We start from the raw sequence: 13,147 nt of genomic DNA, 5'->3' as shown, positions 1-13,147 counted from the left end.
TAGCGATGTGAAGTTGTTTTTCAGTAAATCATCGAGAGTGATTCATAACCTTAGGGTATACATTGAGCTTAGAATGGCATGGAGATCACTGGCGGTAACGTGTTAATTCTTTTATGGTAAAAGTTAATAATAATAACAATGTAATTATCTATGCATATGTCAATTATCGCTACACCTATTAAGATCAGCTGGTTTAGTTTTTTTCTTTTTATTGCCCTGTTTAGCCAGCCTGTACTGAGTGACGTGATCTCAGTACAGGGTCGAGTGATCGATGATGCTTCTCGACCCATTAAAGGCGTTGTTATTGAAGTGCAAGATATTGGTTTAGCTAGCACAAGTACAAAGGTTAGCACTCGCAATGTGACCACAGATGCGGATGGGCGTTTTACCATCATGCTGCCTGAGCCGCTATTTCAGTTAGTACTCGATAGCCAAGGTTTTTACTCCTCTATTCACTCATTTAGTCTGAGTGAGTTGTTGCAAAATGGCGGTACTATTCCGGCCATCAAGTTAACAGAGAGAAGATTGGGCCGTGTCATGTTAGCGTTTGGTGGTGATGTCATGATGGGCAGACGATTCTTTAAGCCTTATTTTGATGATCCTGAGCTGCTTCATGATGAGAGTCTGTTAGATGACAGTCGACAAGTCGTGGAACAGATGAAGCCATATATGAGTTTGGCTGATCTAGCAGCGGTTAATCTTGAGACTCAAATTGCGAGCGAAACACCTAAGAAGAAGGCTAAAAAGTCGGTGGTGTTCTTTAGTCAGCCCGCGTTGCTATCAGCACTCACTTGGGCTGGAATTGACTACGTGACTTTAGGCAATAATCACACCTATGACTATCTAGAGTCTGGACTAGATTCTACGCTGAAACACCTTTCACAGAGCCAGCTCGGCTATTCAGGAGCGGGTAAAACATCTAATGATGCATTAAAAGCTCACTGGGAAACAATCAATGGTCAGCCATTTTCTATGTTGGGGTATGTCGGGTGGGAAGGCGGTGCCAAAGTCGGTCAAGCAGCAACAGCAGATCATGGCGGCGCCGCATACGGTAGTTTAGAGAATATCGTTTCTACCGTGATACGGGAAACGAAAGGCAGTCGTCATACTGTGGTGCAATACCATGGCAGCTTAGAGTATAAAAACGAGCCTACAGGCGTTACGGAGCAGAGGCTTAAATCTGCGATTGATGTGGGTGCATCGCTTGCTATAGCCCATCACCCTCATGTTGCTCAAGGGCTGGAATTGTACCAAAACCGCTTGATTGCTTACTCCATGGGAAATTTCATATTCGATCAAAACTTTAATTCGACACAACTCAGCTTTATCTTGTACGTATGGCTTGATGAAGGAGAATTTCACCGTGCTGAGATTGTTCCTATCTACCTAAAAGGCTACAAGCCCACCCCCGCCGTCGGTTTACAACGACATTATGTGATGAAACGTTTATCTGAACTTTCAGAAAAGCGAAACACCTATATCAGCACGTCCGGCGGCCACGGTGTTATCGAGTCTGAGAATAAAGAGACGTTAAAAGCTCAATACAGTAAAACTGTTCAGCCTAGTGGTAAAAATGTGCTATTTAGTCTCGCAGCCTCACATTGGGGAGACAGACTCACAAGCGTTGAGATGAAGGATGAACAACTGCAATATCGACTCGGGGTCAACCTTATCAATGGCAGTGATTTTGAACACTATGCTGATTTTAATACTAGCGACCGCACTTGGCTTATTGATGCCAAAAGCAATCGATTGAATCTAGGTGAGAGTAAAGAGGGAAAAAAGCTAAGTGGTAATACTAGCCTTGAATTAACACTAGATAATAGCGCCTGGTTAGGGATGAAGCACTTTAGACGAGTTTATAACTCCAGTTCACCCATGACAGCGCACACTCAGGTTAATACGGCGACACCGGTGACGCTGAACTTTTACTGGCAAGGGCGTAAAACGCGGCAGAAACTCTTTGATGCTTTTAAAAACAGTGAAAAACAGCTGATTAAATCCGTCAAAGTGTCGGGCAAAGAGGGCTGGCAGAGCATCGCTGCTGATTTTAACTCGCCAAGAATTGGATATAAAAGCTATCGAGTCCTAGTCGAGATCGTGTCAACAACTCAAGATAGTCAGGCACAGAGCCAGATCATTGCATTTGATGACTTCTCGTTAATCGAGTGGCAAAGCGCTTACAGCAGTAACTCTGAGCCTAATGGTTTTCATTTTGGCGAGACGCAAGCGAGTGTGATTGGTTTCAATCAGGCGGCTTCGCAACCTGTGGTGCTGCAATTTAACTAGTCTTAAAGTTCAAGTAGTTGATTCGCTTCAATGTTGATCTCTGGGTTAACGCCTCCCCAAAGCTGTTCGTTAAAGGGTTGCATTAAGCCATTATCAATCTCGAAACTCACCAGCCTGTCCTCTTTGACCAATAAGGGGCCGTCAAGGTCGATGTATTTAGCAAAAGGACTGAGCAAAAATGCTGGCGCCATGGCCAGTGAACTGCCCACCATGCAACCGAGCATGATGTCAAACCCCATCAGTTTGGCTTGTGCTGCGAGTGTGACCGCTTCGGTCAATCCGCCTGTTTTATCAAGTTTGATATTGACCACGTCATACTTGCCAGACAGGAAAGGAAGATCCTTAACAGTATGACAAGACTCATCGGCGCACAGCGCAATATCGATATTTAAGCCTGTGAGTGCTTCATCATTTCCAGCGGGTAAGGGTTGTTCAATCAGTACCACGTTTAGCGCAGCGAGTTCCTCTGCACATTGTCGTAGATCTTCGATAGACCACGCCTCATTCGCGTCCACAATAAACTGGCTATGGGGAGCCATATTGTGGATAGCAGTCATCTTGTCAATAATGTCGATATTGTCGAGTTTAACCTTAATGAGTGGCGACTTTATTAACAGTCTAGCTGCTTCGGCCATTGCCTCTGGGGTGTCTATGCTCAAGGTTTGGGCTGTTATCACTGCTCGTGTGTTTGGCAGATTAAAGCGAACATTTGCTGTTTTACCGGTTATTTTAGCTTGGAGATCTAAATAGGCACAGTCCAGTGCATTTTGCGCAGCGCCTTGGCTATGGGTTGAGATAGCGTCGGCAAGTTCTGTGAACTGTTTAGCATGAGTACAGACGGCTTTGATGGCCAATATGGCGCTCGCAACAGTTTCACCATATCGACGATAGGGGACTGACTCGCCCCATCCGATAAGTCCTTGGTATTTAACGATGACCACAATCACTTGTGCGGTGTTTTTTGCACCGCGAGCAATTCTAAATACCTGTTTAAGAGGAATTGACTGTTGAACGGCGAGTAGCTCAAAATCCTCTCCGTAGAAGTGGAGCAGTTTAGTTGAACTGATCATGCTCTTTTCGCCATGTCTGTTATTTCTGCTGGGTGATTTTTCAGCGAGCCATCATTAGCCGTCGTTACCTTAGGTGGGGGTTGTTGTAAATGATTAACGATACTTGCAACACCATCACGCAGAGGATCAGCGCAGGCTAAGCCGAACTCTTGGCCGATAGCACGGCAGATCTCTTGCCCCTTATCGATAGTGACACTTGAGGTGTTTATTGCGATACCAGCGACATAAACATTGGGGTTAGTGAGCCTAGCGGCCTGTAAGTTTAAGTTGATGGTGTCAGCTATTGAGGGGAACTGACTATTAGGCAGTCCACGCATATGGCTGCGATTAAGGGCATGACAAATTACGATTGCATCGGGCTGTGATCCATGGAGTAAGCCTAAGCTGACACCGGCAAATGCAGGGTGTGATAGCGAGCCTTGTCCCTCAATAATATCCCAATGTTCACTCCTGTTATCGGGGGATAATGATTCCGTTGCACCAGAGATAAAGTCAGATACGACACAGTCGATAGCCACTCCCTGACCTTTTATCAGGATCCCGCATTGACCCGTGGCCCTAAAGTCAACATCAAGTTGTTGGGCTCTCATCTCTTTTTCTAAGGCAAGAGAGGTGTACATCTTTCCTACTGAGCAGTCCGTTCCCACGGTAAGTAAGCGTTTACCATTGCGTTTTTCGCCAGTGCCAGTTTTAAATGATTGCTGGGGGTGGCGGATATCGATAAGTTGCCTGCCTAAGTTATCTGCAAGTTGAGCTAATACTTCAATATTGGCTAACTTTTCATGTAATCCACTGACAATATCTAACCCTTGTTCGAGTGCCTGCTTAATCACTTCGTGCCATTTGGCGTCGAGTACGCCACCGCTATTGGCAAAGCCTAACACAAACGATTTAGCCCCCATTGTTGCAGCTTGAGCTATGGTCATTTGTGGTAGGCCGGTTGTGACGGTGCAGCCTGTAACGCTGAGTTCGCCTAAGCACTGCTCTGGACTCCAGTCGACAGCGCCTTGTGCCATTTTGATCGATAGTTTGTCTGTTGCATCGCCGATAAAGAGGAGATAGGGAGCTTTTATCATGGGATGATGACCCTTGTTATTAAGTGTAATTGTTATTAATTACAGCTTAGCGGATCTATAATCTGGATAAATTTGAAAGAGTTATCATGACTATAACTTAAGGTTATAGGTTGTGGTAACGCTATGATATTACACTGGTTAAATAATTTAAAAACGCTTTGTTAGCGGAAGATAAATTGCTGTTCTCTAAGTGTAACGCACTGATACTAAACTCTAATGGTGGGTCGAATGAAGCCATTGCTGTATTTGGGGATAAATTGCCAAGGGCAGTAAATTTATCGACCACACATAGGCCAATATTTTGTGCCACAATTCTGGCTGCAATGAAGTAGGTTTGAACTCTAATATTCGGGGTTATGTTGACATTTTCTTCAAGCATTCGAGTCCAGAGTAGATCCCCAAGTGGGCCACTATCCCCAATGTCGATAAATTCATGTTTGCTCAGCTCTGCGAAGGACAGTTTAGTGGGACAGTGTGGAAACAGTGCCTTGGGGTAAACGATGGTGAGTTCTGAACGCGCCAGCTCTATCTCATTGAGGCCGGGTTGTTTATCCGGGGAGAAGACAATGGCAAGATCGCACTTTCTTTCGAGCAAGGTGTGCATCACTGATTCATTGTGAATAGTCTGCAACTGAATATTCACTGCCGGGTGGTCACGATGAAAGTTGGCCACAGCGGCTGGAATACTGTCAAAACCGAGTGCTGGTGTAAGCCCAATTTTGATACTACCAAACTCTGACTTTTTAATATTGTTAGCGGTGTTTTTAATCGATCTCAATTGTTGATAGATCTTATCAACATCGTCGAACAATATTTTTGCTTCCTCGGTGGGCGTCAATCGCCCTTTTACTCGGTTGAAGAGCTGAAACCCCAACTGCAGCTCGGCGTGTGACAGCACTTTACTGACTGAGGGTTGAGACACATGCAGAATTTTTGCTGCATTGGTGATAGAGCCAGTGGTATAGATGGCGTGAAATATCTCTATGTGTCTCAGTCTCATGTATTTACCTCTTTATAATTGAATAAATCCCCCTTTGCCTTAAACAAAGAAGTACACCAAAGCAGTCCAAAGGATTGCAGCCATCGCGGCCGCAAGTGACGCGGGGACGATTTGGGATTTTACATGGTCCATAAGATCGCAGCCAGTCGTCATGGCGCTCAATACGGTAGTATCTGAGATTGGGGAGCATTGATCGCCATAGATACTGCCATTTAATACTGTGGCAAAGCAGACCATTAAATAAAGCTCTGGGTTAGCCAACCCTTGAACTTGAGATATTTCCCATGCCAGCGGCATCGCTAGGGGAAATGCGATAGCGTAAGTTCCCCAACTGGTACCAGTAGAGAAAGCGATGAGCATGGTGATCAGCTGTAAGGTCAATGGTACCAGCCAATAGGGTAATTGCTCGGCCAACAGTGACACTAGGTACAGACCGCCACCAATTTGCTTACTAATGCTGCCGATGATCACCGCTAACATTAAAATCACTGAAGCGAGTACGACGCCTTTAAGTCCTGTGCCAAAGCCATCAATGAGATCGTTCAAGCTCATTCCCTTGAACAACGCGATACCGCTAGAAAGTAACAGTGCAGCGGTGAATGCCCAGTTAACTTTAGGTGAGCCTAATGCAACAAAAGTGCCTATCGCGATACCAATTAGACAGACTAGAGGGACAACAAACTCCAGCATATTGGGTCGATAATTGGCTGGTACTGCAACTGCTTGTAGCTCTTTGGCGCTCAAAGGCCTAGCGCCAGGTGCATCAAGCTCGCCTGTTGTTGCTGCTCTTTGGTGAGCTTGTTGAATGCGTTTACCCGAAAACTTGGTGATGTTTAAGCTGAGTAGTAGGGTGCCTATGACGGCAAAAATACCGTAAAAACTAAAGGGGATGCTGCTAAAAAAGAAACTCAACCTATCCGATTCAGTCGCAAGAAAGGTCACACCTGGTACAAAAATGAGTGCTTGAACATAAGCGGGCCAGGCATTAAAAGCGAGCACTGCGGCGATGGGAGAGGCGGTAGAGTCAACAATGTAGCTCATCTCTTCGTGACTCACTTTGGCTTTGTCAGCTAAAGGTCGTACCGTTGTGCCAACAAGCACGGTACTCATGGTACCACCTTGAAAAAAGAGCACTCCAAGAAACCAAGTGACTAATTTGGCACTTTTAGGCCCTTTAACAAAATGCTTGGCCATATAATCAGCAAAGGCTTGTGCCGCGCCAGTCTTGGTCCAGATCCCTAACAGTCCTCCCAGTAGCCACAGATAGAGCAGTAATAAGCTCGCCGTACCTTCGCTGGCTAAGTTTGGAATGAGGACTTTATCGACGACATCGAATTGTCCCAACATAAACGCCCCCACTATGATGCCAGTCAATAGTGATACTAGCGGTTCACGGGTCAGTAAGCATAAACAGACCGTAATGAAAGCGGGCAGTAGCGACCAGATCCCAAAGTGAAATGCAGGTTTGAGTAGGCGTATTGATCCTTGAGAGTCCTGTACCCACTGTTGTTCAATACTCGGCTCAGCTTCAAGCTTATCTAGATTTTCTTGGGATAAAGGGGAGAGTTGATAGGGAGTCAGTTCTCCTACGAGTATCTCCTTGCCTTTAAATTTATAAGCGAGTTGATCATCGAGGTTCGAATAAAGTTCATAGCTAACAGCTCTTTCTAACCACTGCTTATCGATATAGTGGTGGCAAAAAATACCTGCAAGCAGGCCAAATATCAGCATAAAAAGTGCTGTTGTCTGGTTTTTTCTCATCATCGTCTCTTTTATATTTTTAATTATTGAGATCAAGTTTACTGAGTTAAATTAACATTTCTCGACTTATTTCGCTACAAAAGTATAACCTAAGGTTATACCATGGTTAGCAACTGGTATTTGTAATGTTATCTGAGTTTATTCAGTGTAAGTGTCAGGAAATAACAGATAAAGCCGGTATGAAGTGAGCTAGGTAAAATAGGAAGGGAAAAGCTAAATGAACAATAATAAGAAGAGCTATGGTGTTGGACTGAAATTAAGTTATTTAAGTGCCTGCCTATGCAGTGCATTAGCGGCAAATGCGCTAGCTGCTGAGGAAGAAGATAAACAGACTGCGGAGAAATCGATTGAACGTGTGAGTGTGGTTGGCTCCAACATTAAACGTGCTGTCGACAGTGGCTCACTCCCTGTGACCACACTGACAGAGGAAGATATTGAAAACACAATGGCGATGTCAGGCGATGACCTTTTACGCCAAATTCCGCAGATGGGGGAGGTTAATTTTGGCGCGTCAACTGGTAATGGTGGCGTTAATGATGCCCGCGGAGATGTGGCGTCGATCAACCTTAGGGGGCTAGGGACTGGCAATACCTTAACCTTGCTCAATGGTCGTCGTGTTGTTACTCATCCAGGCACTCAGACCGAAAACTTTGTGCCAGTCACAACGGTTAACTCAAACGCACTTCCTATTTCTGGTTTGCGTTCAGTAGAGGTGTTGCGTGATGGTGCCGCTGCTATTTATGGCTCAGATGCCGTTGCTGGCGTGGTTAACTATAAATTAAAAGATGACTATGAAGGACATAAAGTTTCTTTCTCCTATGGGGGTTCTGAAGGCACCTCTTTGCGGGAAGGAACAGTAAGCTATTTAGGCGGGGTATCACTTAACGAAGGCAAGACCCACCTTACTGGCTCATTAAGTTATTTTGACAGAGAAGGCATGATGGCATCTGAGCGAGATTATGCCAAAAGCCATGATCTACGTGAGTATCCTACACTGCCCGCAGGCTTTATTGGTGATACTCAGCTTGATAACCGTACCACCACAACTCCTTGGGGGGAGTTTAGAAGTGGTTCGTTAAAAACTTTTCACATTCAGCCCGACAGCATGGATGGATGTGTTCAGGATCTAGGCAATGGGATCTGCGCCGATAAAGGCAGCCTATCAAGAGAGTTGCGTTTCGATCGTGGTACCACCCGCTCTTTGGTTTCAGATGTCGATAGACTCAACTTCTATGGTTACGCAACCCATGAGTTAAGTGATTCTCTGGAGTTCTTTTCAGAAGTTACTTATTACAAGGCTAATTCAGAACGAACCCGTGAGCAGGCTGGTAACTTAACGGCTCAGAGATTTACCATCGATGAGAATGCCTACTACAACCCGTTTGGAGAGGATGTGGACGTTCGACGTTATCGTCCGATAGATGCAGGGCCGAGAATGATTCATGTGGAAAATACCAGTTACCGTATTCTGGCAGGTTTTGATGGCAACTTTGGTGACTGGGACTGGAACAGTGCGATGTTCTATACAGCAGCTGAAACTAACGATATTGCTAATCGTGTGCAGGCAAGTAAATTTCAAGCCGCGGTAAACAGTACCAATCCTGATCTTGCTTACAATATCTTTAACGGCGGGGATATCAATAATCTCAATGCAGGGGATGGAACGTTAAACCCTCAAGGGGTGATCGATCAGTTTATGGTTGATGTGCAACGTGACGGGAAAACGAGCTTAGCGTCGGTGGACTTTAAGGTGAGTAACGGTCAACTCTGGAGCTTGCCTTCAGGTGATATAGGGCTTGCGATGGGTGTGGAATACCGCAGAGAAACCTTTGAAGATATTCGTGATCCTCTGTTAAATGGCAGTAACCCTTTTATTGACTCGGTCACCGGCGAAGAACTTTCTGGCAGCGATGTTTTGGGTTCAAGTCATACGCCAAACTCAGATGCCGCAAGAAACGTTGCCTCAGTTTATGCTGAGCTGTTAATCCCGCTATTGGATTCTTATTCACAATACATCGAGTTACAGATAGCTGGACGTTATGAACATTTCTCCGATGTGGGCTCGGCCGCTAAACCTAAAGTAGCGCTTTACTGGGAACCGATTGATTGGTTAAGTATTCGTGCTTCTTATGCTGGTGGATTTAGAGCGCCAGGTCTGCCACAAGTGAGTGCCGAAGGGGTGCCAAGAAGTAATGGACTCTATGATCCTATATTGGATGAGACTTATGGCATCATCGATATTCGCAGCGGCTCCACCGATCTAAAACCAGAAGAGTCGGTGAATAGCTCAATTGGTTTTGTGTTTAACCCAACCAGTAATTTTACCTTTACGGCAGATTACTGGCAGATAGAGCAGAAGAACATTGTCGGTATCTTACCTGGCTCGTCTCATCTGCTCTATGACTCACTACTTCGCAGTCAAGGATCATCAAATCCTGCGGTGATCCGTGATGACAGCACCATGGAAGTGATACAGATCAATAACGATTATTTAAACCTGAACATTCGTGATATTGAAGGTGTTGATTTCAGTTTCCTATATTCACTCGAAACGGATATCGGTGAATGGGATTTCTCAGCTAATGTGGCTCATCTGATTAAGTTTTATCAGGATGCAGACCCCATTTCAGCTGAGCTGATTGCGGCGCAGGAGGCGGGTAATCCAGCGGTTCCTGCTGATAGAACCGTAGCGGGTGCGGGTGACCTAATCAAAGAAAATGGCCGCCCTGAGTGGCGTGGAAGAGCTGAAATTAATTGGCGTTTAGATCAAATCGGTGCAGGGGTAAGTTACAACTATATCAGTGATGTGATTGATACAAGTACCACCTATACCGATGACAATGATGAGGTCATTAAGCTGCCCGTCGACAACTTTGAAACCATTAACCTTTATGCTGATTATCGCTTTAAAGGGGCTCATTTCCTTGATAATAGTAAGCTGCGTTTAGGCGTCAGAAATATCACTGATGAACAGCCACCTTTGGCCGATGAGTTAGCGCATGGTTACTTCGGCAGTTTGCATTCAAACCGTGGTCGATATTTTTACATGAGCTTTAGTAAGTCATTCTAGCTTGATTTAAAGCATGGCCCTTTTGGGCCATGCTTCTTTGCATATAGGTCCTGTTATGTTGCTACCCTATAAATTAGTTACGACTGTTTTTTATATTGCATTATCCCTGCTTTTTTTTACCGCTTGCCAGAGCGCCTCTACTGCTACCAACAATCGCTGTCAGTTCGACAATGTTAAGTTTGATACTGACTTTTCAACGGGTCGGCTTGACCGTTGTCAGCAGCTCAGTGAAACACGATTTTTACTGACCTTAAGCCCTGAAAATACACCGATTAATGACAGTGCTTGGTACGCCTTTAAGTTGGTGACCGACTCCCCCCAAGAGGTGGATATTGTGATGGAGGTTGAAGGGGGCAAGCATCGATATTTACCCAAAGTAAGCCGTGACGGTGAGAGCTGGTCACTTAAAGAATACACGTTGAGAAATCAACAGTTAAAGATGCACTTTACTGCCACTGACCAACCTATTTGGGTGGCAGGCCAAGAGATCATTGATAATCAAGATTATCTATATTGGGGGGAGGCGTTAATGGCTCAAGGGCAGGCAAGCCATGAGCTACTTGGTTTGTCTACTGAGCAGCGTCCTATTATGAAGCTAGAAGTGAATACTAACAAAGAGGCTAAGGAGTGGCTATTGGTACTCGGTCGTCAACATCCGCCCGAGCTGACAGGCGCCATGGCACTGTTTCCCTTTAGTGAGGTGTTACTGTCGAACACTCAACTTGCTAAGCAGTTTAGACAGAGATTTAACATTGTCATCATTCCAAATTTGAACCCTGACGGCGTAGAGGTGGGTAATTGGCGTCATAATGCCAATGGCATTGATTTGAACAGAGATTGGGGCAAATTTAAGCAGGCAGAAACCCGTGTCGTGGCAAGCTATCTTGAACGTTTGATTGCGTCGGGAGACAAGGTTCACTTTGCGGTGGATTTTCATTCCACTCGAAAAGATATCTTCTATACCATGCCAAAGGATTACGGGTTACAAAACCCACAGATGGTAGAGCACTGGTTAGGTGATTTAGACAGCCAATACGCCAGTTTTAAGGTGGTTCAACAACCTGGTAACAATCCAGATATGGGTGTATTTAAGCAGTATATTGCCGACAAGTATCGAGTCCATGCCATCACCTATGAGGTGGGGGATAACACTAACAGACGCTTTATCGATAACCTCGCGATTAATGCCGCAAACAGCCTGATGCAGACCATGCTCGCTTCGAAACCAGTAGAGTGAACCTTGATATGATTAGAAATCCGTACTTACTTATCTTAGTCTTGCTGCCCGCTTTGGTGGGATGTTCAAGTGAGAGCCCATTACCGCGTCAATCATCCACTGAGCTTGCTGAGGTGGATATTTTGATCCACTCAGGTCAGGTGTTTAATAGTAAAAATAAACGCTTAGAGTTAATGGATTTAGCGGTTTGTGGCGCCATCATTTGTGATATCTATCCAAGAGGAAGTAAACAAGTAAAGGCGAAAAGAGTTATTGATGCCAAAGGCAAAGTGGTGAGCCCAGGCTTTGTCGATCCCCATACCCATGCCTTAGCCGAGCTTAAAAGTCACGATAATAATCATAACCTCAATTATCTAACTCAAGGCGTGACTACGGTTATCGTGGGCAATGATGGTGATGGCAGTGCCAATATTGATAAGCTCAGTAAACATTTGTTAGTCAATGGCATTGGCACCAATGTGGGCATGCTGGTGGGCCATGGCGCTGTGCGCCAACAAGTGATGGGCAAAGCAAAGCGAAAGTCCACCACAACAGAACTTAATGGCATGAAGTCACTGGTTGAACAGGCGATGGAACAGGGGGCTTTGGGGTTTTCAGCTGGGCTTTACTATGTACCACAGAACTATGCCGACACCGATGAGGTGATTGCATTGGCGAAAGTGGCTGCTCGATATCATGGCATCTATGACACTCACCTGCGTGATGAGAGTAGTTTTAGTATCGGTTTATTATCCGCCGTTGATGAAGCGATTGCGATTGCAAAGCAGGCCAATATTCATCTGCACCTTGCTCATTTAAAAGCACTGGGAGTCGATGTATGGGGACAAAGTGAGGCTGTTATTGCCAAGGTAGAGTTGGCGCAATCTCAGGGCATCTCTATTTCGGCGGATCAATACCCTTGGCTTGCATCTGGCACCAAGTTACATAATGCCGTTATGCCTAAATGGGTGATGGCGGATTCACAGAAAGCCTTTTTCGAACGCTTAAATACCCCTCATTTATATCAGCAACTCAATAGTAAGATCACTGAGAACTTGCGCCGACGAGGCGGTGGTAAAGCCCTGCTTATTACGGCATTTAAGGATCAACAATTGGTCGGAAAAACCTTAGAACAGATAGCTATAGCACTGGGGAAATCTGAAGTGGATACGGCAATTGAACTGGTGCAACGTGGTGAGGTGAGGGTGGCTTCTTTCAATATGTCAGAGCAAGATCTAGAGAACTTTATCGTTAAACCTTGGGTGGTTACCTCATCAGATGGCACCGATGGTCACCCGAGAAAATACGCTTCATTCCCGCAAAAATACCAGCAATATGTTAAGCACAATCCGCTGTTAACCCTTGAGGCGTTTATCTACCAGAGCTCAACTAAAACCGCAGAGATATTAGGTTTGAAAAACAGAGGGGAGCTGGGCGTCGGTATGTTTGCTGATATTGTTATTCTAGATACAGAGAACTACCGTGCACAAGCTGATTTTTCTCACTGGAACCGTTACTCAACAGGGGTTGAAACTGTACTCATCAATGGCCAGCTAGCGATAGACAAACAGCAATATACAGGCACATTAGCCGGAGAGGTGTTGAGGTAGCGTATCCCAATTCTCTGTAAAAAATAATGCCACTCAATTGAGTGGCATTATTAAC

General features: G+C 45.2%; 8 protein-coding genes. 4 read left to right on the top strand and 4 right to left on the bottom strand.

The genetic code is table 11. The annotated features are described in order from the left end of the window. The first annotated feature begins 150 nt into the window (after window positions 1-150). On the top strand, window positions 151-2,289 hold the full coding sequence (locus HWQ47_RS18645; RefSeq protein WP_269967563.1) for a CapA family protein: 2,139 nt from the start codon (window positions 151-153) through the stop codon (window positions 2,287-2,289). 2 nt (window positions 2,290-2,291) lie between these two features. Here the strand turns inward: HWQ47_RS18645 and HWQ47_RS18640 are convergent, their stop codons facing one another. The 4 genes from HWQ47_RS18640 to HWQ47_RS18625 all read right to left on the bottom strand — a co-directional run bounded on the left by HWQ47_RS18640 (window position 2,292) and on the right by HWQ47_RS18625 (window position 7,199). Beyond that, window positions 2,292-3,359: a dipeptide epimerase gene (locus HWQ47_RS18640; RefSeq protein WP_269967562.1), complete on the bottom strand. Its 1,068-nt coding sequence runs from the start codon at window positions 3,357-3,359 to the stop codon at window positions 2,292-2,294. Then, window positions 3,356-4,435 carry an N-acetyltransferase DgcN gene (dgcN, locus tag HWQ47_RS18635; protein WP_269967561.1) on the bottom strand — a complete coding sequence of 360 codons (1,080 nt, stop codon included), beginning with the start codon at window positions 4,433-4,435 and terminating at the stop codon, window positions 3,356-3,358. Before dgcN ends, HWQ47_RS18640 begins: the two co-directional genes overlap by 4 nt. A gap of 121 nt (window positions 4,436-4,556) precedes the next feature. Then, window positions 4,557-5,435 carry a LysR family transcriptional regulator gene (locus HWQ47_RS18630; RefSeq protein ID WP_269967560.1) on the bottom strand — a complete coding sequence of 293 codons (879 nt, stop codon included), beginning with the start codon at window positions 5,433-5,435 and terminating at the stop codon, window positions 4,557-4,559. 39 nt (window positions 5,436-5,474) lie between these two features. Further along, on the bottom strand, window positions 5,475-7,199 hold the full coding sequence (locus tag HWQ47_RS18625; protein WP_269967559.1) for a Na+/H+ antiporter NhaC family protein: 1,725 nt from the start codon (window positions 7,197-7,199) through the stop codon (window positions 5,475-5,477). Window positions 7,200-7,413: 214 nt separating this feature from the next. Here HWQ47_RS18625 and HWQ47_RS18620 point away from each other — a divergent pair, with 214 nt between their 5' ends. Genes HWQ47_RS18620 through HWQ47_RS18610 form a run of 3 tightly spaced genes read left to right on the top strand, consistent with a single transcriptional unit; the run spans window position 7,414 to window position 13,092 of the window. Continuing rightward, a complete protein-coding gene (locus HWQ47_RS18620; RefSeq protein WP_269967558.1) occupies window positions 7,414-10,266 on the top strand; it encodes a TonB-dependent receptor domain-containing protein in 2,853 nt (950 codons plus the stop codon). A 55-nt stretch (window positions 10,267-10,321) separates the two neighbouring features. Next, the gene (locus HWQ47_RS18615; RefSeq protein ID WP_269967557.1) at window positions 10,322-11,503 is read left to right on the top strand and encodes a M14 family metallopeptidase; all 1,182 of its coding nucleotides are present in this window, start codon (window positions 10,322-10,324) and stop codon (window positions 11,501-11,503) included. A gap of 8 nt (window positions 11,504-11,511) precedes the next feature. Beyond that, window positions 11,512-13,092 (top strand): N-acyl-D-amino-acid deacylase family protein, encoded by a 1,581-nt coding sequence (locus tag HWQ47_RS18610; RefSeq protein ID WP_269967556.1) that lies wholly within the window; start codon window positions 11,512-11,514, stop codon window positions 13,090-13,092. Window positions 13,093-13,147: the final 55 nt, after the last annotated feature.

Origin of the sequence: Shewanella sp. MTB7, from assembly GCF_027571385.1 — a bacterium.
Classification (GTDB): Bacteria; Pseudomonadota; Gammaproteobacteria; order Enterobacterales; family Shewanellaceae; genus Shewanella.
Note: the sequence above shows the minus strand (reverse complement) of the source record. Positions and strands in the feature narration are given on the sequence as shown.

Excerpts from the sequence above, each read along its gene's own strand:
- HWQ47_RS18610 (WP_269967556.1), top strand. The coding sequence starts at position 11,512 with ATGATTAGAAATCCGTACTTACTTATCTTAGTCTTGCTGCCCGCTTTG.
- HWQ47_RS18630 (WP_269967560.1), bottom strand. The coding sequence starts at position 5,435 with ATGAGACTGAGACACATAGAGATATTTCACGCCATCTATACCACTGGC.
- HWQ47_RS18640 (WP_269967562.1), bottom strand. The coding sequence starts at position 3,359 with ATGATCAGTTCAACTAAACTGCTCCACTTCTACGGAGAGGATTTTGAG.
- HWQ47_RS18625 (WP_269967559.1), bottom strand. The coding sequence starts at position 7,199 with ATGATGAGAAAAAACCAGACAACAGCACTTTTTATGCTGATATTTGGC.
- HWQ47_RS18615 (WP_269967557.1), top strand. The coding sequence starts at position 10,322 with ATGTTGCTACCCTATAAATTAGTTACGACTGTTTTTTATATTGCATTA.
- dgcN (WP_269967561.1), bottom strand. The coding sequence starts at position 4,435 with ATGATAAAAGCTCCCTATCTCCTCTTTATCGGCGATGCAACAGACAAA.
- HWQ47_RS18645 (WP_269967563.1), top strand. The coding sequence starts at position 151 with ATGCATATGTCAATTATCGCTACACCTATTAAGATCAGCTGGTTTAGT.
- HWQ47_RS18620 (WP_269967558.1), top strand. The coding sequence starts at position 7,414 with ATGAACAATAATAAGAAGAGCTATGGTGTTGGACTGAAATTAAGTTAT.